This window comes from Microbacterium sp. EF45047 (genome assembly GCF_028472845.1).
GTDB classification, from domain to species: Bacteria; Actinomycetota; Actinomycetes; order Actinomycetales; family Microbacteriaceae; genus Microbacterium; species Microbacterium neungamense.
The window spans coordinates 1,561,800-1,583,938 of the sequence record NZ_CP069429.1 but is presented as its reverse complement, the minus strand read 5'-3'; the positions used below and the strand labels follow the sequence as shown (position 1 = coordinate 1,583,938).

At 71.0% G+C, this 22,139-nt stretch carries 24 protein-coding genes and 2 tRNA genes; 15 read left to right on the top strand and 11 right to left on the bottom strand.

The window, feature by feature from the left end:
- From JRG78_RS07640 to JRG78_RS07625, 4 genes are all read left to right on the top strand, one after another.
- Positions 1-1,227 carry a phosphoglycerate kinase gene (locus JRG78_RS07640; protein ID WP_259606132.1) on the top strand — a complete coding sequence of 409 codons (1,227 nt, stop codon included), beginning with the start codon at positions 1-3 and terminating at the stop codon, positions 1,225-1,227.
- The gene (tpiA, locus tag JRG78_RS07635) at positions 1,218-2,009 is read left to right on the top strand and encodes a triose-phosphate isomerase (RefSeq protein WP_259606131.1); all 792 of its coding nucleotides are present in this window, start codon (positions 1,218-1,220) and stop codon (positions 2,007-2,009) included. The genes JRG78_RS07640 and tpiA overlap by 10 nt, the downstream gene beginning before the upstream one ends.
- A gap of 83 nt (positions 2,010-2,092) precedes the next feature.
- Positions 2,093-2,341 carry a preprotein translocase subunit SecG gene (gene secG / locus JRG78_RS07630; protein WP_259606130.1) on the top strand — a complete coding sequence of 83 codons (249 nt, stop codon included), beginning with the start codon at positions 2,093-2,095 and terminating at the stop codon, positions 2,339-2,341.
- On the top strand, positions 2,341-2,697 hold the full coding sequence (locus JRG78_RS07625) for an RNA polymerase-binding protein RbpA (RefSeq protein ID WP_259606129.1): 357 nt from the start codon (positions 2,341-2,343) through the stop codon (positions 2,695-2,697). Before secG ends, JRG78_RS07625 begins: the two co-directional genes overlap by 1 nt.
- Positions 2,698-3,043: 346 nt before the next feature.
- Here JRG78_RS07625 and JRG78_RS07620 read toward each other — a convergent pair whose 3' ends face one another.
- The 3 genes from JRG78_RS07620 to JRG78_RS07610 form a co-directional block, all read right to left on the bottom strand.
- Entirely contained in the window at positions 3,044-3,898 is an 855-nt protein-coding gene (locus JRG78_RS07620) for a SipW-dependent-type signal peptide-containing protein (RefSeq protein WP_272653260.1), read from the bottom strand.
- A gap of 1 nt (position 3,899) precedes the next feature.
- Positions 3,900-4,553 carry a SipW-dependent-type signal peptide-containing protein gene (locus tag JRG78_RS07615; protein ID WP_259606128.1) on the bottom strand — a complete coding sequence of 218 codons (654 nt, stop codon included), beginning with the start codon at positions 4,551-4,553 and terminating at the stop codon, positions 3,900-3,902.
- A 193-nt stretch (positions 4,554-4,746) separates the two neighbouring features.
- Positions 4,747-4,817, bottom strand: a tRNA-Gly gene (locus JRG78_RS07610).
- Between the two features lie 113 nt (positions 4,818-4,930).
- Here JRG78_RS07610 and JRG78_RS07605 point away from each other — a divergent pair.
- The 10 genes from JRG78_RS07605 to clpX all read left to right on the top strand — a co-directional run bounded on the left by JRG78_RS07605 (position 4,931) and on the right by clpX (position 14,395).
- Positions 4,931-5,007, top strand: a tRNA-Pro gene (locus JRG78_RS07605).
- A gap of 78 nt (positions 5,008-5,085) precedes the next feature.
- Complete coding sequence (gene tig, locus JRG78_RS07600) at positions 5,086-6,600, top strand: trigger factor (protein WP_259606127.1); 1,515 nt, start codon at positions 5,086-5,088, stop codon at positions 6,598-6,600.
- 65 nt (positions 6,601-6,665) lie between these two features.
- Entirely contained in the window at positions 6,666-7,157 is a 492-nt protein-coding gene (locus JRG78_RS07595; RefSeq protein WP_259606126.1) for a tetratricopeptide repeat protein, read from the top strand.
- Between the two features lie 81 nt (positions 7,158-7,238).
- On the top strand, positions 7,239-7,832 hold the full coding sequence (locus JRG78_RS07590; RefSeq protein ID WP_259606125.1) for an ATP-dependent Clp protease proteolytic subunit: 594 nt from the start codon (positions 7,239-7,241) through the stop codon (positions 7,830-7,832).
- Between the two features lie 17 nt (positions 7,833-7,849).
- Positions 7,850-8,491, top strand: a complete 642-nt coding sequence (locus JRG78_RS07585; protein ID WP_259606124.1) for an ATP-dependent Clp protease proteolytic subunit — start codon at positions 7,850-7,852, stop codon at positions 8,489-8,491.
- Positions 8,492-8,647: 156 nt separating this feature from the next.
- Complete coding sequence (locus JRG78_RS07580) at positions 8,648-9,577, top strand: sugar-binding transcriptional regulator (protein WP_259606123.1); 930 nt, start codon at positions 8,648-8,650, stop codon at positions 9,575-9,577.
- Positions 9,574-10,575 carry a deoxyribose-phosphate aldolase gene (gene deoC / locus JRG78_RS07575; protein WP_259606122.1) on the top strand — a complete coding sequence of 334 codons (1,002 nt, stop codon included), beginning with the start codon at positions 9,574-9,576 and terminating at the stop codon, positions 10,573-10,575. Before JRG78_RS07580 ends, deoC begins: the two co-directional genes overlap by 4 nt.
- 14 nt (positions 10,576-10,589) lie before the next feature.
- Complete coding sequence (locus JRG78_RS07570) at positions 10,590-12,143, top strand: aldehyde dehydrogenase family protein (RefSeq protein WP_259606121.1); 1,554 nt, start codon at positions 10,590-10,592, stop codon at positions 12,141-12,143.
- A complete protein-coding gene (locus JRG78_RS07565) occupies positions 12,140-13,003 on the top strand; it encodes an aldehyde dehydrogenase family protein (protein WP_259606120.1) in 864 nt (287 codons plus the stop codon). The genes JRG78_RS07570 and JRG78_RS07565 overlap by 4 nt, the downstream gene beginning before the upstream one ends.
- Positions 13,004-13,126: 123 nt before the next feature.
- Positions 13,127-14,395 (top strand): ATP-dependent Clp protease ATP-binding subunit ClpX, encoded by a 1,269-nt coding sequence (gene clpX / locus JRG78_RS07560; RefSeq protein ID WP_259606119.1) that lies wholly within the window; start codon positions 13,127-13,129, stop codon positions 14,393-14,395.
- Positions 14,396-14,436: 41 nt separating this feature from the next.
- Here the strand turns inward: clpX and JRG78_RS07555 are convergent, their stop codons facing one another.
- The 6 genes from JRG78_RS07555 to JRG78_RS07530 all read right to left on the bottom strand — a co-directional run bounded on the left by JRG78_RS07555 (position 14,437) and on the right by JRG78_RS07530 (position 18,832).
- On the bottom strand, positions 14,437-15,219 hold the full coding sequence (locus tag JRG78_RS07555; RefSeq protein WP_259606118.1) for a polyphosphate polymerase domain-containing protein: 783 nt from the start codon (positions 15,217-15,219) through the stop codon (positions 14,437-14,439).
- Positions 15,216-15,845 (bottom strand): DUF4956 domain-containing protein, encoded by a 630-nt coding sequence (locus JRG78_RS07550; protein WP_259606117.1) that lies wholly within the window; start codon positions 15,843-15,845, stop codon positions 15,216-15,218. Before JRG78_RS07550 ends, JRG78_RS07555 begins: the two co-directional genes overlap by 4 nt.
- Positions 15,846-15,920: 75 nt before the next feature.
- Entirely contained in the window at positions 15,921-16,583 is a 663-nt protein-coding gene (locus JRG78_RS07545; protein ID WP_259606116.1) for a response regulator transcription factor, read from the bottom strand.
- On the bottom strand, positions 16,580-17,734 hold the full coding sequence (locus JRG78_RS07540) for a sensor histidine kinase (protein ID WP_272653259.1): 1,155 nt from the start codon (positions 17,732-17,734) through the stop codon (positions 16,580-16,582). The genes JRG78_RS07545 and JRG78_RS07540 overlap by 4 nt, the downstream gene beginning before the upstream one ends.
- Positions 17,735-17,842: 108 nt before the next feature.
- A complete protein-coding gene (locus JRG78_RS07535; protein ID WP_272653258.1) occupies positions 17,843-18,181 on the bottom strand; it encodes a hypothetical protein in 339 nt (112 codons plus the stop codon).
- Positions 18,182-18,328: 147 nt separating this feature from the next.
- A complete protein-coding gene (locus tag JRG78_RS07530) occupies positions 18,329-18,832 on the bottom strand; it encodes a GyrI-like domain-containing protein (RefSeq protein ID WP_259606113.1) in 504 nt (167 codons plus the stop codon).
- Positions 18,833-18,912: 80 nt separating this feature from the next.
- Between JRG78_RS07530 and JRG78_RS07525 the strand changes: the two genes are divergently transcribed.
- Positions 18,913-19,131, top strand: coding sequence for a hypothetical protein (locus JRG78_RS07525; protein ID WP_259606112.1), 219 nt, complete (start codon positions 18,913-18,915; stop codon positions 19,129-19,131).
- 174 nt (positions 19,132-19,305) lie between these two features.
- On the opposite strand, the gene JRG78_RS07520 is transcribed toward JRG78_RS07525, so the two are convergent.
- Positions 19,306-19,521 carry a hypothetical protein gene (locus JRG78_RS07520; RefSeq protein WP_259606111.1) on the bottom strand — a complete coding sequence of 72 codons (216 nt, stop codon included), beginning with the start codon at positions 19,519-19,521 and terminating at the stop codon, positions 19,306-19,308.
- Positions 19,521-22,094, bottom strand: a complete 2,574-nt coding sequence (gene valS, locus JRG78_RS07515) for a valine--tRNA ligase (protein ID WP_272653257.1) — start codon at positions 22,092-22,094, stop codon at positions 19,521-19,523. Before valS ends, JRG78_RS07520 begins: the two co-directional genes overlap by 1 nt.
- Positions 22,095-22,139: the final 45 nt, after the last annotated feature.

Below are 22,139 nucleotides of genomic sequence, written 5' to 3'. Positions count from 1 at the left end.
ATGAGCCTGCGAACCCTTGAATCCCTGACGGGAGACGCCGGGTCGCTGGAGGGCAAGCGCGTCATCGTCCGCTGTGACCTCAACGTCCCGCTGCGGGACGGGGTCATCACGGACGATGGACGTGTCCGCGCCTCCCTGCCGACCCTGAACGCCCTCATCAACGCGGGAGCCCGCGTCATCGTGTGCTCGCACCTCGGCCGGCCCGACGGCGCGCCCGACCCGCAGTACAGCCTTGCGCCGGTCGCGCAGCGACTGTCCGAGCTGCTCGGCAAGCCGGTCGCCTTCGCCCGTGACACGGTCGGCGAGTCCGCGCGCGAGGCGGTCGCCGCGCTCGAGGACGGCGACGTCGTCGTGCTCGAGAACCTGCGGTTCAACCCCGGCGAGACGTCGAAGGACGACGGCGAGCGACAGGCCTTCGCGGCACAGCTGGCCGAGCTCGGCGACGCGCTCGTCTCCGACGGGTTCGGCGTGGTGCACCGCAAGCAGGCGAGCGTCTACGACCTCGCGCAGCTGCTGCCGTCCGCTGCTGGACTGCTGATCGCCGCCGAGCTGGACGTGCTCGACCGGCTCACCGAGAAGCCGGAGCGCCCGTACACGGTCGTGCTCGGCGGATCGAAGGTCAGCGACAAGCTCGGCGTCATCTCGCACCTGCTGCCGCGGGTCGACCGGCTCCTGATCGGCGGCGGCATGCTGTTCACCTTCCTCGCGGCGGAGGGCCACGCCGTGGCATCCAGCCTCCTCGAGCAGGACCAGCTGGAGACCGTGCGCGGCTACATCGCGGAGGCGAAGGAGCGCGGCGTGGAGCTCGTGCTCCCCACCGACGTCGTGGTCGCGTCGGCGTTCGCCGCGGATGCCGAGCACGAGGTGGTCGCCGCGGATGCCATCGAGCAGAGCTCGTTCGGTGCCTCCGGCATCGGCCTGGACATCGGCCCGGAGACCGCCGCCCGCTTCGCCGACGCGATCCGCGACTCGAAGACGGTGTTCTGGAACGGCCCGATGGGCGTGTTCGAGTTCCCCGCCTTCGCGGCGGGCACGAAGGCGGTCGCGAAGGCCCTCACCGAGGTCGACGGCCTGGCCGTCGTCGGCGGCGGCGACTCCGCGGCAGCCGTGCGCCAGCTCGGCTTCGCGGACGACGAGTTCGGACACATCTCGACGGGCGGAGGGGCCAGCCTCGAGTTCCTGGAAGGCAAGAAGCTCCCCGGACTGGAGGTCCTCGGATGGCAGTGAGCAGCCGCGTCCCGCTGATCGCGGGCAACTGGAAGATGAACCTCGACCACCTGCAGGCGGTCGCCACGGTGCAGAAGCTGCACTGGACGCTCAAAGAGGCGGGGCATGAGGACGGCTCGGTGGAGGTGGCGGTGTTCCCGCCTTTCACCGACATCCGCAGCGTGCAGACGCTCATCGACGCCGACAAGATCCCGTTCGCGCTCGGCGCGCAGGACCTGTCCGCGCACGACTCGGGCGCGTACACCGGCGAGGTCTCCGGTGCGTTCCTCGCGAAGCTCGACGTGAAGTACGTCATCATCGGGCACTCCGAGCGCCGCGAGTACCACCGGGAGACCGACGAGGTCGTCAACGCGAAGGTCAAGGCCGCGCTGAAGCACGGCCTGGTGCCGGTCATCTGCGTCGGCGAGACGGCGGAGGACCTGGAGAAGCACGGCGCGAGCGCCGTCCCGGCGGCACAGCTCGAGGCCGCCCTCCAGGGTGTGCCCGCCTCCGCGGACATCGTCGTGGCGTACGAGCCGGTGTGGGCGATCGGGTCCGGTCAGGCGGCGACCCCGCAGCAGGCCCAGGAGGTCTGCGCCGCGCTGCGGAAGGTCATCGCCTCGGTGCTCGACGAGGATGCCGCGGCACGCACCCGCATCCTCTACGGCGGATCCGTGAAGGCCGCGAACATCGCCTCGTTCATGCGCGAGCCCGATGTGGACGGCGCTCTCGTCGGAGGAGCCAGCCTCGTGGTCGACGATTTCGCGGCCATCGTCCGCTTCGAGAAGCACGTCGGCGTCTGAGTGTGCGGCGGGGCTCCGGCCCCGCCGCCCCGTATACTTGACCGTTACGCGGGCCGAACGGCCCGGTCGAAAGGCTTTCACTCGTGCCAGTTCTTGAGTTCGTGCTGCAGGTGCTGCTGGGCATCACCAGCGTCCTGCTGACCCTCCTCATCCTTCTCCACAAAGGCCGCGGCGGCGGGCTGTCGGACATGTTCGGCGGCGGCATGTCCGCGGCGGTCGGCTCGTCCGGCCTCGCCGAGCGGAACCTGAACCGGTTCACGGTGGTGCTCGCGCTGCTGTGGTTCGTGTCCATCGTCGCCCTCGGGCTCATCACGAAGTTCCAGGTGATCTGATGGCCACCGGAGGGAACGCGATCCGCGGCACCCGAGTCGGCTCCGGGCCGATGGGCGAGCAGGACCACGGCTATCACGCCGACCGCATCGCGGTGTCGTATTGGGATGCCCTGGGCAACGAGACCGTCCGCTACTTCGCGGCCGGCCTGCCCGAGGAGGAGATCCCGGACGTCATCGACCACCCGCACTCGGGCCTCCCGGCCGGGCGGGACAAGGACAATCCGCCGGCGCTGGCGAAGGCCGAGCCGTACAAGACGCACCTCGCGTACGTGAAGGAGCGTCGCACCGAGGAGGAGGCCGAGCAGCTCCTCCAGGATGCGCTGAACCAGCTGCGCGCGCGGCGAGGGCAGGCCTGACGCCCCGCTGATCGAGCATCGGAACGGGCCCCCGAGGAACCTCGGGGGCCCGTTCGCGTCAGGCCGTACTCGGCGTTCGCCTGCGTGTACCCGGCGACGCCGGACGGCACCCGCCAGGAGATGGTGATGGTCGGCGCGAGCGCGAGGAGCCCGGGATCCGTCACGCAGCCCGGCGAGCGCGAGCTCACCGGCTCCGGCACGTTCAGCGCGGTGAACGTCGCCGAGGCCGCGTGCTCGGCATCCGTGAACGCGGCATCCGTCACCTCCGTGCGGGCCGCGGCCTGCGCGCCGGATGCCGAGAAGGCGAGGAGCACGAGACCCGCCACCGCGGCGGGAAGACCGCGCTTCATGAGCGGCCTCCGCGGTCCGGCCGCCGCAGGACGAGCAGCGCCAGCCCTGCGAGGAGCAGCGCGCCGCCGCCGAGCGCCCAGGGAGCGAGCGGGGGTGGGCCGGTGACGGCGAGGTCGCCGCCTGGGGCGATCGCGGCGGACTCCCCGGCGCCGTGCGCGTGCACGCGCAGCCGGGTGCTGCCGCCGCTTCCGGATACCAGGGCGACGGTGAGCCGCAGGCGGGCGACCTCGTCGTCGCGGATCCGGGTCAGCGGCACCTCGGCGCCGTCGAGCGGAACCCGCCACTCGGTCCGGATCGGCAGCGCGCCGGCCGGGCATCCGCTGATCCCCCACGCGGCTTCGCAGCGGTGCACGGCGACGGTGAGTGCGGCGTCGCCGGCCGCGCTGACGCCGATCAGCACCGTCCCGGGGTCCGGCGCGTCCGCGCTCACCGTCACGTCCCAGTGCACGGGGCGGCCGGGCACCAGCCGGGAGGCGGCATCCCAGTCCGCCACCGAGACGAGGCGCAGCACGTCGCCCTGCACCACTTCGGTCGCCGGCGCCGCCCACGCGGGCGTGGGGGACAGGAGCGCCGCGACGACCGCGGCACCGGCGAGCACCCGTGCCGCTCTCATGCCGACGCCCCGTTCCCGTCGCTCCGAGGACGAGCCCGCGCCGGACCGCGCGGCCAGAAGGCCCAGACGACCAAGGCGGCCGGCCGTGAAGGTCGCGCTGCCATGCTCGGTGTCGTTCCACGCCGCGAGCGTGGCCGCGGCACCCACACCGAGCACCAGGCCGCCCGCGAGGAGCGCCTGGATGCGGCGGAAGCGCAGCCGCCTCGCCTCCCGCCGGCCTCTGCGGGTGCGTGTCATGTCAGTCCGCGGTCGAGGTGGCGGTGAACTTCCACGTCGCGGTCGCCGAGGCGCCCTGAGTGATGCCCTCGCCGGCCGTCACCGCGAAGCAGAGCTGCACGGCGGTCCCGGGCGCACCCGCGGCGGCCCCCTTGGTCAGCGGCACCGAGGTCGCCCCCGTCTGCGCGCTCAGCGTGCTCCCGGAGGCGATGAGCGTGCCGGCAGCGGTCGCGTCGCAGGTCGCGGCGGGGGCGATGGCGCGCACCGTGTACGAGAGGTTCGCCTCGTTGCCGCCGGTGCCGGCAGTGGTCCCGTCCGGCACGAGCGTGGCGTCGTTCGTGGTCGTCTCGTCCAGGCGCACCCAGAACGGCGCGTACACGACGTCGCCGGGCGACATCGCGGCGGCGGTCTCGGGCAGCTGGAAGACCAGGCTCGCGGCGGCGTCGCCGTTGTCGACGTTGTGGTCGCCGTAGGACGCGTTGAAGCGCCCTGTCGTCGACCCCTCGAGGTTGAACGAGCCGGCGGTGAACGTGCCGGTCGCGAACTCCGAGTCGTTCCACGCCGCGAGCGTCACGGCCGCGCCGACGCCGAGCACGAGGCCGCCGGCGAGGACGGCGAGAACCTTGCGTCGTCGAGTGGATGTCAGTGCCGCCCCCGCGGCAGTCCGGTGCTCCATGGAGCATCCCCCTTCCGAATCACTCGGGTGATGCGCACCGAGTCGGGTCAGCGTATTGGTATATCGCGAGGAGGCGAACCGGATTTGCCGGGACTGCATAAACGGGCAGCCGATTTGGGACGCGGCGGCTGTGGAACGTCTTCGATCCTGATGTGCAAAGGCCCCGCCGTGCGGCGGGGCCTTTGCACATCAGAGGGGGCGACGGGAATCGAACCCGCACCACCAGTTTGGAAGACTGGGGCTCTACCATTGAGCTACGCCCCCGGACCGGAATCCGGCGCCGGCCGTCTGCCGGCCGACCGATCAAGCATAGCGGACGGGGCGCGGCCTCCCGTCCGTTAGACTCGTGGAGGCCGTTCCCGTGCGCGCGGGTTCACCGGGGCGTAGCTCAGCTTGGTAGAGCGCCCGCTTTGGGAGCGGGAGGTCGCAGGTTCAAATCCTGTCGCCCCGACCACGGAATCCAGACCCACCACGGAATCCAGACTTCACGACCGCGTCGTCTGCGCGGAAACCACAAGGAGAACACACCAGCATGGCCAACAGCACCGTCGAGAAGCTGTCCCCGACTCGGGTGAAGCTCAGCATCACGGTCACCCCCGAGGACCTCAAGCCCAGCATCCAGCACGCCTACGAGCACATCGCCCGCGACGTGCAGATCCCGGGCTTCCGCAAGGGCAAGGTCCCCGCGCCGATCATCGACCAGCGCATCGGCCGCGGCGCCGTGATCGAGCACGCCGTGAACGAGGGCCTCGACGGCTTCTTCCGTGCCGCAGCCGCCGAGCACAACGTGCGCATGGTCGGCCGTCCCACCGCTGACATCACGCAGTGGCCGAGCGAGAAGGACTTCTCGGGCGACCTGCTCGTCGACATCGAGGTCGACGTCCGCCCGGAGATCGAGCTCCCCGACCTGTCGGACATCACCGTCACCGTCGACGCCGTCGAGGCCGACGAGGCGGCGGTCGACGCCGAGCTGGACCGCCTGCGCGCGCGCTTCGGCACGCTGATCCCGGTCGACCGCCCGGCCGCCAAGGGCGACTTCGTCGAGCTCGACCTGACCGCGTCGATCGACGGCGCCGAGATCGACCGCGCCGACGGCGTCTCCTACGAGGTGGGCTCGGGTGAGCTGCTCGAGGGCATCGACGAGGCGATCGAGTCCCTCACCGCAGGCGAGCAGACCACGTTCCGCTCCAAGCTCGTCGGCGGCGACCACGCCGGCGAGGAGGCCGAGGTCTCCGTCACCGTCAAGGCCGTCAAGGAGCGCGACCTCCCCGAGGCCGACGACGACTTCGCGCAGATGGCCAGCGAGTTCGACACCCTCGCCGAGCTGCGCGCCAGCCTCGCCGAGCGCGTCGCCCAGCAGGGCGTCTTCGCCCAGGGCGCCGCCGCCCGCGACAAGCTCATCGAGACCCTTCTCGAGCAGATCGAGATCCCGGTGCCGCCCCAGCTCATCGAGGACGAGGTGCACAGCCACCTCGAGGGCGAGGGCCGTCTCGAGGACGACGAGCACCGTGCCGAGGTCACCGAGGCCAGCGAGAAGCAGTTCCGCACCCAGGTGCTGCTCGACGCGATCGCCGAGGACGCCAAGGTGCAGGTGTCGCAGGAGGAGCTCAGCCAGTACCTGATCCAGTCCGCCGCGCAGTACGGCATGGCGCCGCAGGAGTTCGTCGAGGCGCTGCAGTCGGCCAACCAGCTGCCCGCGCTGATCGGCGAGGTCGCCCGCAACAAGGCGCTCGCGGTCGCGCTCAGCAAGGTGAAGGTCGTCGACACCGCCGGCAAGGACGTCGACCTGTCCGAGTTCATCGGCGACATCGATGAGGCCGAGGACGAGGCCGCGGACGCCGAGGCCGCCGACGCCGAGAAGGCCGAGGAGAAGCCCGCGAAGAAGGCTCCGGCGAAGAAGGCTCCGGCGAAGAAGGCCGCCGCGAAGAAGGACGAGGCCGCCGACGCCGAGAAGGCGGAGGAGAAGCCCGCGAAGAAGGCTCCGGCGAAGAAGGCTCCGGCGAAGAAGGCCGCCGCGAAGAAGGACGAGGCCGACAAGGCCGAGTGATCGCGGATCATTCACGGAAGGGCGGATGCTGCGGCATCCGCCCTTCCCCGTTCCCGGAAGGACCCGTGCCGGACTGGCAGCAGCGGATCGACGCGATCTGGGCAGACGACGCGCTGACCGACCTCGAGCGCATCGCGCGCATCGATGCCCTCGCGGCCGAGGCCCCGGACGAGGCGCACGCGGCGTTCGAACGCGCGGGCGCCCGCGATTCGGCGGGCCTGGAGTCCGAGACGGAGCCGCTCTACCGTCGCGCGCTCGATCTCGGCGCGCTCGATCTCGGCCTGCCCGAAGACCTGCGCGCGCAGGCCGTGATCCAGCTGGCGAGCACGCTGCGCAACCTCGGCCGCGTCGCCGAGAGCCTCGAGCTGCTGGCGGCGGAGCGCGAACGCGGCGGTCCGCTCGCGGATGCGGCATCCGCGTTCTACGCCCTCGCGCTCGCCTCCGCGGGGGATCCGCTGGCCGCGGCTTCCGTCGCCCTGGAGGCCCTTGCACCCCACCTGCCGCGGTACACGCGGTCCGTGACCGGATACGCCCGGGAGCTCCGTCCGCCACGCTGATATGCCGACGGCGAACACGACCGGCCGTCCGTGTTGTCGCCGGTAGATTCGAATCACCGAAACACGGAAACAGGAGCTGACATGGCTGCAGAACCCCTCGTCGCGACGAGTGTCTTCGACAGGCTGCTGAAGGACCGCATCATCTGGCTCGGATCCGAGGTGCGCGATGAGAACGCCAACGAGATCTGCGCGAAGATCCTCCTTCTCGCCGCAGAGGACCCCGAGAAGGACATCTACCTCTACATCAACTCGCCCGGCGGCTCGATCACCGCGGGCATGGCCATCTACGACACCATGCAGTTCGTGCCGAACGACATCGTCACGGTCGGCATCGGCATGGCGGCCTCGATGGGCCAGCTGCTGCTGACCAGCGGCACCAAGGGCAAGCGGTACATCACGCCGAACGCCCGCGTGCTGCTGCACCAGCCGCACGGCGGCTTCGGCGGCACCGCGAGCGACATCCAGACGCAGGCGCAGCTCATCCTCTCGATGAAGAAGCGCCTCGCCGAGATCACCGCCGCCCAGACCGGCAAGACCGTGGAGCAGATCAACGCCGACGGCGACCGCGACCGCTGGTTCACCGCCGAGGAGGCGCTCGAGTACGGCTTCGTCGACCACATCCGCGAGCACGCCCGCGACGTGTCCGGCGGCGGCGGCACGGCGGCGGCGAACTGAGGCAGGAGAGGACCTACATGTACACACCCACCTTCCGCGCCGCCGGGAACCTTCCCCAGAGCCGGTACATCCTTCCCCAGTTCGAGGAGCGCACGGCCTACGGCTTCAAGCGCCAGGACCCCTACAACAAGCTGTTCGAGGACCGCGTGATCTTCCTCGGCGTGCAGGTCGACGACGCCTCCGCGGACGACGTCATGGCCCAGCTGCTCGTCCTGGAGAGCCAGGACTCCGAGCGTGACATCACGATGTACATCAACTCTCCCGGCGGCTCGTTCACGGCGATGACCGCGATCTACGACACCATGCAGTACGTGGCGCCGCAGATCCAGACCGTGGTGCTCGGGCAAGCGGCGTCGGCGGCGGCCGTGCTGCTGGCCGCCGGCACGCCGGGCAAGCGACTGGCGCTGCCGAACGCCCGCGTGCTGATCCACCAGCCGGCGATGGGCGAGGCCGGGCACGGCCAGGCATCCGACATCGAGATCCAGGCCGCGGAGATCATGCGCATGCGCACCTGGCTGGAGGAGACCCTGGCCAAGCACACGCACAAGACCGCCGAGGAGGTCAACCGCGACATCGACCGCGACAAGATCCTCTCGGCCGAGGACGCCCGCGCCTATGGCATCGTCGACCAGGTGCTGACCAGCCGCAAGCGCGCCTGAGCGCTGCGTTCCCGCGAAGGGCGGTCCCGGTTCGCCGGGGCCGCCCTTCGTCGTCCCCGCCGCAGATGCGCACCACCACAGGCATCCGCTGCTCATCTGAGCATCGCCATGCGCGTGTGCCGGATTCCTCCTACCCTGGAGGGGAAGGAGGAAGCCGTGGACGACGAGCTGCTCTCGGTGCGCGTGGCCGAGCTCTACTACGACGAGGGCAAGACCCAGGACGAGATCGGCGCCCTGCTCGGCATCTCACGGTGGAAGGCGGGACGGCTGCTCACCCAGGCGCGGGAGCGCGGGATCGTGCGGATCGAGATCGTGCATCCGCGGGCGCGTCGCCTCGGGCTCGAGCGCGAGCTGTCGGACCGCTTCGCTCTGACGGATGCCGTGGTGGTGCCGGCCTCCGAGGACGACGAACTGGCGCGCGTCGCCCAGGCCGCCGCCGACCACCTCGCCGCGTCGCGTCCCGTGCCGCGCACCCTCGCCGTGAGCTGGGGCCGCACCTTGACCGCGGTCGCCGAGGCGCTGCCGTACGGCTGGGCGAACGGCGTCACCGTCGTGCAGGCGAACGGGGGAGTGAGCCTCAACCGGCGCTCCGGCGGGGCCGCGAGCCTCGCCGCGACCATCGCTCAGCGGGCATCCGGACAGGTGGTGCTGCTGCCGAGCCCCGCGATCCTGGAGCGCGTCGAGACCAAACGGGCCATCGAAGCGGACCGCACCGTCGCGGCCATCCTCGATCAGGCCGCCCACGCCGACGCCTTCCTCTTCTCGGCCGGTCCCGCCGACCGCACCTCCGCGCACGTCGAGCACGGCTACCTCACCGCGGAGGACGTCGCCGAGCTCGCCCGTCGCGGCGCCGTCGGGGACCTGCTGGGCCGGTATGTCGACGCCGACGGCAACATCGTCGACCCCGCCCTCGACGCCCGCACGGTCGGCATCGACCTGGACCGCCTGCGCGCGGCCCGCCGTGCGGTGTTCGTCACCGCGGGGGCCGCGAAGCACGACATCGCGCGTACAGTCGTCAGCAACGGCCTGTGCACCGCGATCATCACCGACGAGAACACCGCCCGAGCACTGCTGGAGGAACGATGACGACCAAGGAACTCACCCGCCGCGGCGTGGTCGACGTGCTGGGCGGTGAGCCCGACGACGCGACCCTGCGGCGGTTCCTGCACGGTCTCCCCGGCGTCGACGCCGTGGGCCTGGAGCAGCGCGCGGCCGCACTCGGCACGCGCTCCATCAAGACGACCTCGAAGGCGTGGGCGCTGGACAGGATCATCTCGCTGATCGACCTCACCACCCTGGAGGGCGCCGACACCGCAGGCAAGGTGCGCTCGCTCGTCTCAAAGGCGAAGACGCCGGATGCCTCGGACCCCAGCTGCCCGCGCGTGGCGGCGGTCTGCGTGTACGGGGACATGGTGGGGCACGCGGTCGAAGCCCTCGGGGCGCTGCACGGCGACCCGGACGACGGTCTCATCGCGGTGGCGGCCGTCGCCACCGCCTTCCCGTCGGGCCGTGCGTCGCTGGACATCAAGCTCGCCGACACCGCGGATGCCGTCGCCGCCGGCGCCGACGAGATCGACATGGTGATCGACCGCGGCGCGTTCCTGGAGGGCCGCTACGGCCTCGTGTTCGACCAGATCGCCCGGGTGAAGGAGGCGTGCCGCCGGCCGGACGGCACCTACGCGTCCCTCAAGGTGATCATGGAGACCGGCGAGCTGAACACGTACGACAACATCAAGCGCGCCTCGTGGCTGTCGATCCTCGCCGGCGGCGACTTCATCAAGACCTCCACCGGCAAGGTGCAGCCCGCCGCGACGCTGCCGACCACGCTGCTGATGCTCGAGACCGTCCGCGACTGGCACCGGTTCACCGGCGAGCGGATCGGCGTGAAGCCCGCAGGCGGCATCCGCTCGTCCAAGGACGCGATCAAGTACCTCGTGACCGTCGCCGAGACCGCGGGCGAGGAATGGCTGCAGCCGCACCTGTTCCGCTTCGGCGCGTCGAGCCTGCTCAACGACGTGCTGCTGCAGCGCCAGAAGATCACCACCGGCCACTACTCCGGCCCCGACTACCTCACCATCGACTGACAAGGATCACGGACATGTCGTTCCTGGAATACGCTCCGGCCCCCGAGTCGAAGGCGATCCTCAACCTCCGCGACAGCTACGGACTGTTCATCGACGGCGAGTTCGTCGACGGCACGGGTCCCAGCTTCCTCACCATCTCGCCGTCGGACGAGAGCCGCATCGCCGAGATCGCCGGTGCGAGCGAGGCGGACGTGGACCGCGCGGTCGCCGCGGCCCGCCGCGCCTACGACCGGGTGTGGTCGAAGATGAGCGGGCGCGATCGCGGGAAGTACCTGTTCCGCATCGCCCGGCTGGTGCAGGAGCGCTCCCGTGAGCTCGCCGTCGCCGAGAGCCTCGACAACGGCAAGCCGATCAAGGAGAGCCGCGACGTCGACGTGCCCCTGGTCGCATCGTGGTTCTTCTACTACGCCGGCTGGGCCGACAAGCTCGACTATGCGGGCCTCGGCGCCAACCCGCGCGCCCTCGGCGTGGCGGGCCAGGTCATCCCCTGGAACTTCCCGCTGCTGATGCTGGCGTGGAAGGTCGCCCCCGCTCTGGCCGCCGGGAACACGGTGGTGCTGAAGCCGGCGGAGACGACGCCGCTGACCGCACTGATCTTCGCCGAGATCCTGCAGCAGGCCGACCTGCCCGCGGGCGTCGTGAACATCGTCACCGGCGCGGGCGCGACCGGTGCGGCCGTGGTGCGGCATCCGGACGTCGACAAGGTCGCGTTCACCGGGTCGACCGCGGTCGGGCGCGACATCGCCAAGGCCGTGGCCGGCACCCCCAAGAAGGTGACGCTCGAGCTGGGCGGCAAGGCGGCGAACATCGTCTTCGACGACGCGCCGATCGACCAGGCGGTGGAGGGCATCGTCAACGGCATCTTCTTCAACCAGGGTCACGTGTGCTGCGCGGGCAGCCGGCTGCTGGTGCAGGAGTCGATCCACGACGAGGTCCTCGACCGGCTGAAGCACCGCCTGTCCACTCTGCGCCTCGGCGATCCGCTGGACAAGAACACCGACATCGGGGCGATCAACTCCGCCGAGCAGCTCGCCCGCATCCGCGAGCTGAGCGACATCGGCGAGGCGGAGGGCGCGCAGCGCTGGACCGCGGACTGCGTGATCCCGGAGAAGGGGTTCTGGTTCGCGCCGACGATCTTCACCGGCGTCGAGGCCTCGCACCGGATCGCGCGCGACGAGGTGTTCGGCCCGGTGCTGTCCGTGCTCACCTTCCGCACCCCGGCGGAGGCGGTCGCGAAGGCGAACAACACCCCCTACGGCCTTTCCGCGGGGATCTGGTCGGACAAGGGCTCCCGCATCCTCGCGGTCGCGGACCGGCTGCGCGCGGGCGTGGTCTGGGCGAACACGTTCAACCGGTTCGACCCGGCGAGCCCGTTCGGCGGCTACAAGGAGTCCGGGTACGGGCGCGAGGGCGGCCGTCACGGGCTGACCGCCTACCTGAAGGGCGCCGCGCCGGCCGGGACCCCGGTCCTCGAACGCGCGAAGAGGGCCGCCACCCCGGTCGTCGAGCGAGCGAAGCGAGACGAGACGCGCCGAACCCGTTCCGCGAAGAAGGGAGCATCCGCATGACCGCGCGACTGAGTGTGCCGAAGACGTACAAGCTCGCCATCGGCGGGGCGTTCCCGCGCAGCGAGTCCGGCCGCACCTTCGAGGTGCGCACCGCCAAGGGGGCGTTCCTCGCGAACGCCGCGAAGGCCTCGCGGAAGGATGCCCGTGACGCCGTGGTCGCCGCCCGCGCGGCGGTGAAGGGCTGGTCCGCTGCGACCGCGTACAACCGCGGGCAGGTGCTGTACCGGGTCGCGGAGATCCTGGAGGGGCGCCGAGCGCAGTTCATCGACGAGATCACCGCGCAGGAAGGCGTGTCCGCCGCGGCGGCGGCCGCCCAGGTGGACGCCGCGATCGACCTGTGGGTCTGGTACGCCGGATGGTGCGACAAGTACGCCCAGGTGGCCGGCAACGCGAACCCGGTCGCCGGTCCCTACTTCAACATCTCGGTGCCCGAGCCGACCGGCGTGGTGGCGATCGTCGCCCCGCAGGACACCGCGCTGCTCGGACTGGTCGCGGTCGTCGCGCCGGCCCTGGTGGCGGGGAACACGGTGGTCGCGATCGCCAGCGAACGGTTCCCGCTGTCGGCCATCAGCCTGGCCGAGGTGCTCGCCACCAGCGACGTGCCCGGGGGAGTGGTGAACGTGCTCACCGGCTCGCCGGCGGAGATCGCGCCCTGGCTGGCCTCGCATGCCGACGTCAACGCCCTGGACCTCGCCGGGGCGGGGGAACTGGACTGGGTCGACCTCGAGATCGCCGCGGCGGACACGCTGAAGCGGGTGCTGCCGCCTGTCGCCGGCACCGCCGACGTGGACGCCTCCCCGCAGCGGATCACGGCGTTCGTGGAGACGAAGACGGTGTGGCACACCAAGAGCATGGTGTGAGGCGGATGCGGGGAAGCCGCTCGACTCCCCGTCCGCGGACACCGGGGCGCGCCAATCCGCCCCGGTGTCCGATGCAGCGATTAGGCTCGAAGGACGATCTCAGAATCGTTGAGGAGGACGGGCATGGCACGCATCGGTGAGAGCGCCGACATGTTCAAGTGCTCATTCTGCGGAAAGAGCCAGAAGCAGGTGCAGCAGCTGATCGCCGGTCCCGGCGTGTACATCTGCGACGAGTGCGTCGAGTTGTGCAACGAGATCATCGAGGAGCGGATGGCGGAGGCCGGCGACGGCCCCATCGCGGACTTCGACCTCCCCAAGCCGCGTGAGATCTACGCCTTCCTCGAGGAGTACGTCGTCGGCCAGGAGGCCGCCAAGCGCGCGCTGTCAGTCGCCGTCTACAACCACTACAAGCGCGTCCGCGCCCGCGGCACGCTGGTGCCCGCCGAGCAGAAGGCCAACGAGGTCGAGATCGCGAAGAGCAACATCCTGCTCATCGGCCCGACCGGGTGCGGCAAGACCTACCTGGCGCAGACGCTCGCGAAGCGGCTGAACGTGCCGTTCGCCGTCGCCGACGCCACTGCGCTCACCGAGGCGGGGTACGTCGGTGAGGACGTCGAGAACATCCTGCTCAAGCTCATCCAGGCGGCCGACTACGACGTCAAGCGCGCCGAGACGGGCATCATCTACATCGACGAGGTCGACAAGATCGCCCGCAAGGCGGAGAACCCGTCGATCACCCGCGACGTCTCCGGGGAGGGCGTGCAGCAGGCGCTGCTGAAGATCCTCGAGGGCACCGTGGCTTCGGTCCCCCCGCAGGGCGGACGGAAGCACCCGCACCAGGAGTTCCTGCAGATCGACACCACGAACGTGCTGTTCATCGTCGCCGGGGCCTTCGCCGGGCTCGAGGACATCGTGTCGTCGCGGGTGGGCAAGCATGGCGTCGGCTTCGGGGCACCGTTGCACGACAAGGGCAAGGACCTCGACCTGTTCAGCGAGGTGCTGCCGGAGGACCTGCACAAGTTCGGCCTCATCCCCGAGTTCATCGGCCGCCTTCCGGTCGTCGCTTCGGTGACCCCGCTCGACCAGGACGCCCTGATCGACATCCTCACCGGCCCGCGCAACGCCCTGGTCAAGCAGTACCAGCGGATGTTCGAGCTCGACGGCGTGCAGCTGGAGTTCGAGGAGGACGCGCTGCGCTCGATCGCCGACCTCGCGGTCGCCCGCAAGACCGGCGCGCGCGGCCTTCGCGCCATCCTCGAGGACGTCCTCGGCCCGATCATGTTCGAGATCCCGTCCGCCGATGACGTCGCCAAGGTCATCGTGACCAAGGCATCCGTCGACGAAGGGGCGCCCCCGACCGTCGTCCTCGAGCGCAAGCGCAAGAGCGCCTGACCCCGGATCGGCGGGCCCGAACGGGCCGGCCGGCGATGCGGTCACCGCGTCTCCTGGTCGACGGGCGGCGGCGGATCGAGCGTAGGCGGCAGAAGGCTCCAATAGGTGCGGCGGAGGCGGGCCCAGTCGTTGCCGGGCAGCTGCGGGTACAGGATCGACGCGGCTAGGCAGTACTTGCTCACACGGTGGGGGCGGATGCCCGCGCGCACCAGCATCCGGTCCAGGTCGGACGCGCCCGCCGGCGTCTTGGTCTCGACCAGGATGTCGTCAGGGCCGGTGATGCGCCGCTCCGCCGTGCCGAACTCGAGGTCGGCGTCGAGGGTGATCCGCTGGTCGCCGAGCACCAGGGTCGAGCGGCGGTACAGGGTGTGCAGCACGGGTCGCAGCTGCGCGGCATCCATTCCGGTGATCCTGCTCACGAACGCCTGCCCCGCTTCGTCCTGCTGCCACGGCACCGCGGGGTCCCACGCGATCCGATGCTTGACCGTGAGATCCCTGGCTCCCTTCGTCTTCACCTCGAGCACGTCCCCGCCGGAGTCGCAGTAGGTGCGGGTGCGCACCTTGAAGCGGTGCCGGCGCCGTTGAACATGCTGGCGGAAGAAGTCGAACCGCTCGGTGTCGAGGTACACAGTCCAGTAGCGGAAGCGGTTCCGCCCGGCGATGCGCAGGATGCGGGCCTCGGTCCCCAGGGCGGCGATGAGCTCGGCGAGCGTGTCCCTCGGGACGAAGTACTTCCGATCCACCCGGTTCATCAGCGCCGCCTGCGCGTTCAGCTCCGGCAGCGAGATCGGCGGCAGGGCGCCCAGCACCTCGGCGAGGATCACGCGAGCGCCTCCTCCGGCATCCGCTCCGTTCGCGCGATGGCGGGCCGGCTCCCGGTGCCGCCTCGGACGGATGCCGGCCGCGCGGCGCGGACGCGATAGCGGACATCGACGAGCGTGGTGTCCCGGACCAGATCGAGGTCCCGTACCTCCACGCGCAGCACCGAGGCGTCGAGCAGCCGGGTGACGGCGTCGGTCAGCTGACGCTCGTCGGTGTACGCCCGGTCCAGCACGAGCGTGTGATGACGGGTCCGCGCGGCGGTCCATCGACTGTCCGCGACCAGCATCACCCCGAGCATGAGCGCCGACAGCGCGGGGGTCATCCACTCCGGCGCGGGCCGGAGCCCCGCCAGCAGACCGAGGGCGAGGGCGACGAAGTAGTACGCGATCTCCTGCTGCGTGATCTGATCGGAGCGCAGCCGGATGATCGACAGGATGCCGAACAGCCCCATGCCGAGGCCGACGCTCACCGGGACCGAGCTCATCGCGATGGTCACTGCGAGCACACCGACATTCAGCGCGACGTAGGACAGCAGCAGGTCGCGTCGCCGGTGCCGCCGGAAATACAGCGCGTAGGCGAGGAGGACGATCGCGACGAGATCGGTCAGGATCGGGACGAGCAGGGACATGGCGGACTCCTTCGTGACGATCCTTCGATGCTCACCGGCCGCGATGAGGTCCTCGTGAGCACTGGATGAGAGAGTTCACATGCAGCGCAGACGGTAACCCGCGCCGCGCACCGTCTCGATCCGCTCGGCCCCGATCTTGCCCCGCAGGTACCGGATGTAGACGTCGACGACGTTCGATCCCGGGTCGAAATCGAACTCCCACACCCGGCTCAGCAGCTGCTGCCGCGAGAGCACCTCCTCCGGATGCCGCAGGAAGGTCTCGAGCAGCGCGAACTCCCGCGCGGTCAGGTCGACGCTGCGGCCGTCGGCAACCGCGCGGCGGGTGCGGAGATCCAGGGACAGCTCACCGGAGCGCAGCACGACCGCCTCGGCCGGCGCGGCGGATGCCAGCCGCAGCCGGATCCGCGCGAGCAGCTCGTCGAACGCGAACGGCTTGCGCATGTAGTCGTCGGCGCCGCCGGACAGCCCCGCCACGGTGTCCTCCACGGCGTCGCGCGCGGTGAGGATGATGATCGGCAGGTCCACGCGCTCCGAGCGCAGCTGGCGCAGCACGCTGAACCCGTCGAGGCCCGGCAGGCCGATGTCGAGCACCATCAGGTCGAAGCCGCCACTCCGGGCGAACTCCACCGCGGACCCGCCGTCCGTGACCGTCTCGCAGCGGAATCCGTTCGCGCGCAGGCCCTTCTCCACGAAGGAGGCGATGCGCTCCTCGTCCTCGGCGATGAGGATGCGGTTCACGGTGCGGGCTCCGTTCTCGGCAGGTCCACGGTGAAGACGGCGCCCTCGCCCGGACGGGAGCGCACATGCACCTCGCCACCGTGCGCCTCCGCGATCCGTGTGACGATCGCCAGGCCCAGGCCGCTGCCCGGCCCGTGGTGCGGCCCGGGTCCGCGAGCGAACCTCTCGAAGATCCGTTCCTGGTCGGTCTCGGGGATGCCGGGGCCGGTGTCGCGCACCCACAGCCGCACGCGTGCCGGGCCGGCCTCGCCGCCGAGGGCGATGGTGTCCTCCTCGCCGGTGTGGGCGACGGCGTTGGCGGCGAGCTGGAGCAGCGCCTGGGTGAGGCGCTGCCCGTCCGCGCGGATGGCGCCCTCCGGCACCGCATCGAGCGCCCACACGCGCGGCGCCATCGCGGATGCCTTCGCCAGGGTCTCCACCACGAGATCGGTGAGGTCGACGGCAGTGGTGGTGAGGAATCCGGGGCTCTCGCTGCGGGCGAGCAGGATCAGCTCGTCGACGAGACGGGACATCCGCTCAAGTTCGTCGGTGACGAGCCGGAGGGTCTGCGCACGCTCCTGCGGGTCGTCGCCCATCAGCTCGAGATGCCCGCGGATCACCGTGATCGGGGTGCGCAGTTCGTGTCCGGCATCATCGAGGAAACGGCGCTGCCCGTCGAACGCGGCCTGCACGCGGTCCAGCATCCGGTTGAACGTCTGCGCGAGCTGGGCCGCGTCGTCGGAACCGACCACCTCGATGCGCCGGGTGAGGTCGCTGCCGTCGATGCGGGCCGCCGTCTCGCGCACCTCCCGGATGGGTGTGAGAGCACGTCCGGCGACGAACCAGCCGACCGCGGCCGCGATCGCGAGCGCGATCAGTCCGGCCGCAGCCATGGTGAGGACGGTCGACCAGGTGCGCGCCTGCGCGGGGCCGAGGAATTCGGCGACCACGAGCACCCCGCGGGAGGAGTCCCCGTCGATTCGGACGGGCAGGGCGGCGTACATGACGGGGCCGGCCGGCGTCTCCTCGCGGCCCCACACCGGCCGCTCGGCCTCCGCCGCGGCGCGGATCAGGGTGTCGTCGGTGTCCAGCCGTGCCGGTGGGGCGGTGCCGCTGCGCCGATCGGCCCGGCCGTCCACGACGCTGAAGAACGTCTCGTGCTGCTCGGGCACGTTGTGTGCGAGGTACCGGTCACCAGGACGATGGCGCACAGCGCGATCGCGACGACGAGGAGCGTCCAGGCGAGGATCCGCGTGCGCACGGTCAGCGCACGACGCCCGTCACTCCGCGGAGTCATCGTCGTCGCCGTCGTCGTCCTGGTCCGGCTCCTGGCCGTCGTCGTCGCTTCCGGCATCCTGCGGCGGAGCGGGCGGCACGGTCTGCGCCGGGCCGACGGGCGCGGTGCCGCCCGGGGGCTGCCCGCCGGGCGCCGGATCGCCGGGCGCCGGATCGCCGGGGGCCGGGGGAGGTGCCGACGGGGTCATGGATGGCGCGGGGGTGAGCGTGATCGCCGGTCCGAGATCCGGCTCCGGCTCGCCGAAGCCCCGGTCCGCCGCCCACCACGCCCCGAGCAGGAGCACGGCGCCGACCGGGAGGGAGAGGTACGCCCAGCGTGCCATGGCTCCAGTCTGGCCGAGTCGGCCGCGCCGCGTGCGCGGATGAGAGAGTTCTCATCCGCAGATCGGGCGCCGCTCGCACAGTGAGCTGCCACCTCGTCGTCGAGCGCAAGCGCACGAGCGCCTGACCGCGCGCCCGACCGGCCTGGGTCAGGGTCGCAGCGGCATGATGAGGTCGGTGCGGAGACGGTCGGCGGGAGTGTCGCTGGGGTCCGAGACGTAGCTCTCGATCCAGATGCCCGCCGGTGCGGCGCCCTGGTCGGCGGCGCGCTGCACCAGTGCGCCCCACGCCGATCCGAGCTGGTCGTACGGGCCGACCGCCGTGGTCGCGAACGCCGGTCCCTGAGGCAGCTCCGACGGATGCACGGTCTCCGCGCCACCGGCATCCACCGCATCCGCGAGCGGCGTGCGCAGAGGGAAGCCGATCTCCAGGTCGAAGACGCCCATCGGGTCGCCGCGGTAGATCGCCATCGCAGGACCGGCCGGCACCACCCGGCCGTCCGCGATGAGCCGGCCGAGCGCCCCGTACCCTGCATCGAACGCCTCGGTGAGGTCGTCGACCCGCAGACCGGCGCGCCGGACGACGGCGAGAGGCGTCGCGGTCAGGTCGATCCGATCGGCGGGCCCGAACGGGCCGGCGGGCAATGCGGTCATGAGTCCTCCTCAGGGAGCGGTGTGCGAGCTCGGGATGGCTTCCGCGAGGCGATCGGGCGCAGCTCCGCCATCAGGATGCCATGATCACCGCATCTCCATATCTCGCGGCGCCGACTCCGCTGGAACGGACACTGCAGCGCATCGCATCGGCACTCTCCCGGTACGTCGAGCGGCGCATCGCCGCCCGCGCCGAGCGCCGCGAGCTCGCCGCCGACCTGCTGCGCGAGCAGCGGGCGCGCCGGCAGGACCCGCGGGCGCTGGACATCGCGCTGCTGGCGATCGGATCGCGGCCGCGCTGACGCGCGGGCGGTCGCGTCGTCCGCCGCGGGGAGGAAATCGCACCGGGGAGGCGCTGCGGGATGCGGGAAGCTCCCGGCGACGTTGATGGCCGGTGCCGCCGGGAGCAAAACGCATCGCGGAAGCCGCTGAGGGATGCGGGATCCTCCCGCCGACATCGCTCGACGACCCCGGGGTCAGTCCTCGAAGGGACGGGCGATGACGTCGCCGGATGCAGTGAGGAGGACCTCCCACCCGGCATCCAGCTCGGCGATCGGGCGGCCCTCGAGCCACGTGAGCGTCCAGTGCCCGCCGAGGCCCTTCGCCTCGACCTCGGCGATCGCGGGGCGCAGCGCCGCGGGAACGGATGCGGGCGGCTCCGCCCCCGCGGCCCAGCGCGTTCCGAGCTGCATCACACCTCCACCGGGGCGAGCTCGATCTGCGTCACGGTCAGCTCCTCGGCATCCGCGAACTCGAGGTGCGCTATGCGGCCCACGGCGCGCAGATCGTCGACCGCCGCGCGCAGGGCGTCGATGGTCGCCGCCGGCGCGGCGATCGTCGCCCGCGCGACCGGCGTCTTCTGCGAAGCCTTGGCCTCGGTCTTCGCACGCCGGATGCCGATCAGCGCCGCGCTGGTCGCGGCGAGCACGGTCGGGTCGCCCTCGATGCCGAGCGGCTCCGGCCAGGACGCGGTGTGGATCGAGCCCTCCTCGAACCACGACCACGCCTCCTCGGTGGCGAACGAGATGATCGGGGCGAGCAGCCTCAGCAGCGTCGACAGCGCCAGGCGCAGCGCCAGCGCGGCCGATGCCTGACCCACGTCGGCCTGGTTGTAGGCGCGCTCCTTCACGAGCTCGAGGTAGTCGTCGCAGAACGTCCAGAAGAACGCTTCGGTCACATCGAGCGCGCGGGCCTGGTCGTAGTTCTCGTACGCCTTCGTCGCCTCACGCACCACGCCGTCCAGCGCGGTGAGCATCGACGCGTCCAGGGCGTGCGTGATCTGCGCCCCCTCCGGAACCGGGAAGGACAGCACGAACTTCGCGGCGTTCAGGATCTTGATCGCCAGGCGCCGGCCGATCTTCACCTGCGTCGGGTTCTGCGGGTCGAAGGCGGCGTCCATGCCCAGCCGGCTCGACGCGGACCAGTAGCGCACAGCGTCCGACCCGTGCTTGTCGAGGATGTCGGCGGGGGTGACCACGTTGCCCTTCGACTTCGACATCTTCTTGCGGTCCGGGTCCACGATGAAGCCGGAGATCGCCGCGTTGCGCCACGGCGACCGGCCGTCCTCCAGGGTGGAGCGCAGCATCGTCGAGAACAGCCAGGTGCGGATGATGTCCTGACCCTGCGGGCGCAGGTCGAACGGCGCCACGAGCTCCCAGAGGTCCTCGTCGCGCTCCCAGCCGCCTGCGAGCTGCGGGGTCAGCGACGACGTCGCCCAGGTGTCGAAGATGTCCTTCTCGCCGTCGAACCCGCCGGGCTTGCCGCGCTGGTCCTCGGTGTAGCCGGCCGGCACGTCGCTGGTCGGGTCGATCGGCAGCTGCGCGGCGTCCGGCACGAGCACCCGGTCGTAGTCCCGCTCGCCGTTCTCGTCGAGCGCGTACCAGACCGGGATCGGCACGCCGAAGAAGCGCTGTCGCGAGATGAGCCAGTCGCCGGTGAGGCCGCCGACCCAGTTCTCGTAGCGCACCCGCATGAAGTCGGGGTGCCAGGTGAGCTCGCGGCCGTTCTCGATGAGACGGTCGCGCAGGTCGGTGTCGCGGGCGCCGTTGCGGATGTACCACTGGCGCGTGGAGACGATCTCGAGCGGGCGGTCGCCTTTCTCGTAGAACTTCACCGCGTGCTGGAACGGCTTGGACACTTCGAGCAGCTCACCGGACTCCTCGAGCAGCTCGACGATCCGCTTGCGGGCGCTGAACACGGTCTTCCCGGCCAGTTCGGCGTACGCGGACCGCCCCGCGTCGCTCGTGATCGCCTCCGGCGCCTCGGCGAGGACGCGGCCGTCCTGGCCGAGGATGGTGCGGTTGGGGAGGTCCAGCTCGCGCCACCACACGATGTCGGTGACATCGCCGAAGGTGCAGATCATGGCGATGCCGGTGCCCTTGTCCGGCTGCGCGAGGTGGTGCGCGAGCACCGGAACCTCGACGTCGAACAGCGGGGTCTGCACAGTGGTGCCGAAGTGCGGCTGGTAGCGCTCGTCGTCCGGATGCGCGACGAGGGCCACGCAGGCGGCGAGCAGCTCGGGCCGGGTGGTCTCGATGTGGATGTCGCCGGAGCCGTCGGTCTTGTGGAAGGCGAGACGGTGGAACGAGGCCGGCTGCTCGCGGTCCTCCAGCTCGGCCTGCGCGATCGCGGAGCGGAAGTCGATGTCCCACAGCGTGGGGGCGAGCGACTGGTACGCCTCGCCGCGCTCCAGGTTGCGCAGGAAGGCGAGCTGGCTCTGCCGGATCGTCTCGTCGGAGATGGTGCGGTAGGTCTGGGTCCAGTCGACGCTCAGGCCGAGCTGGCGGAACAGCGCCTCGAAGTGCTTCTCGTCCTCGACGGTGAGCTTCTCGCACAGCTCGATGAAGTTGCGGCGGCTGATCGGCCTCTGATCGGCGGCGCGGCTGGACTTGTTGTCGCCGCCCTCGAACGGGGGTGTGAAGTCGGGGTCGTAGGGGAGCGAGGGGTCGCAGCGCACGCCGTAGTAGTTCTGCACCCGCCGCTCGGTGGGCAGGCCATTGTCGTCCCAGCCCATCGGGTAGAACACCGTCTTGCCCCGCATCCGCTCGAAGCGTGCCTTGATGTCGGTGTGCGTATAGGAGAACACGTGGCCGATGTGGAGGCTGCCGGATGCCGTGGGCGGCGGCGTGTCGATCGAGTAGACGCCCTCACGGCCGGAAGCGGCGGCGCGTGCGCGGTCGAACAGGTAGGTCCCCTCCCGGGACCAGACCTCGTCCCACTTCGCTTCGAGACCTTCGAGGGCGGGCTTGTCGGGGATCGCGGACATGAGGGTCTCCTTGAGCGATGTGTGCGGCACCGTGTGAGCGTGCCT

Bases quoted from the DNA above. Each gene is read 5' to 3' on its own strand.
- JRG78_RS07640 (WP_259606132.1), top strand. From the start codon at position 1: ATGAGCCTGCGAACCCTTGAATCCCTGACGGGAGACGCCGGGTCGCTG.
- tpiA (WP_259606131.1), top strand. From the start codon at position 1,218: ATGGCAGTGAGCAGCCGCGTCCCGCTGATCGCGGGCAACTGGAAGATG.
- JRG78_RS07625 (WP_259606129.1), top strand. From the start codon at position 2,341: ATGGCCACCGGAGGGAACGCGATCCGCGGCACCCGAGTCGGCTCCGGG.
- JRG78_RS07620 (WP_272653260.1), bottom strand. From the start codon at position 3,898: ATGACACGCACCCGCAGAGGCCGGCGGGAGGCGAGGCGGCTGCGCTTC.
- JRG78_RS07615 (WP_259606128.1), bottom strand. From the start codon at position 4,553: ATGGAGCACCGGACTGCCGCGGGGGCGGCACTGACATCCACTCGACGA.
- tig (WP_259606127.1), top strand. From the start codon at position 5,086: ATGGCCAACAGCACCGTCGAGAAGCTGTCCCCGACTCGGGTGAAGCTC.
- JRG78_RS07590 (WP_259606125.1), top strand. From the start codon at position 7,239: ATGGCTGCAGAACCCCTCGTCGCGACGAGTGTCTTCGACAGGCTGCTG.
- JRG78_RS07585 (WP_259606124.1), top strand. From the start codon at position 7,850: ATGTACACACCCACCTTCCGCGCCGCCGGGAACCTTCCCCAGAGCCGG.
- deoC (WP_259606122.1), top strand. From the start codon at position 9,574: ATGACGACCAAGGAACTCACCCGCCGCGGCGTGGTCGACGTGCTGGGC.
- JRG78_RS07570 (WP_259606121.1), top strand. From the start codon at position 10,590: ATGTCGTTCCTGGAATACGCTCCGGCCCCCGAGTCGAAGGCGATCCTC.
- JRG78_RS07565 (WP_259606120.1), top strand. From the start codon at position 12,140: ATGACCGCGCGACTGAGTGTGCCGAAGACGTACAAGCTCGCCATCGGC.
- clpX (WP_259606119.1), top strand. From the start codon at position 13,127: ATGGCACGCATCGGTGAGAGCGCCGACATGTTCAAGTGCTCATTCTGC.
- JRG78_RS07550 (WP_259606117.1), bottom strand. From the start codon at position 15,845: ATGTCCCTGCTCGTCCCGATCCTGACCGATCTCGTCGCGATCGTCCTC.
- JRG78_RS07535 (WP_272653258.1), bottom strand. From the start codon at position 18,181: ATGGCACGCTGGGCGTACCTCTCCCTCCCGGTCGGCGCCGTGCTCCTG.
- JRG78_RS07530 (WP_259606113.1), bottom strand. From the start codon at position 18,832: ATGACCGCATTGCCCGCCGGCCCGTTCGGGCCCGCCGATCGGATCGAC.
- JRG78_RS07525 (WP_259606112.1), top strand. From the start codon at position 18,913: ATGATCACCGCATCTCCATATCTCGCGGCGCCGACTCCGCTGGAACGG.
- JRG78_RS07520 (WP_259606111.1), bottom strand. From the start codon at position 19,521: ATGCAGCTCGGAACGCGCTGGGCCGCGGGGGCGGAGCCGCCCGCATCC.
- valS (WP_272653257.1), bottom strand. From the start codon at position 22,094: ATGTCCGCGATCCCCGACAAGCCCGCCCTCGAAGGTCTCGAAGCGAAG.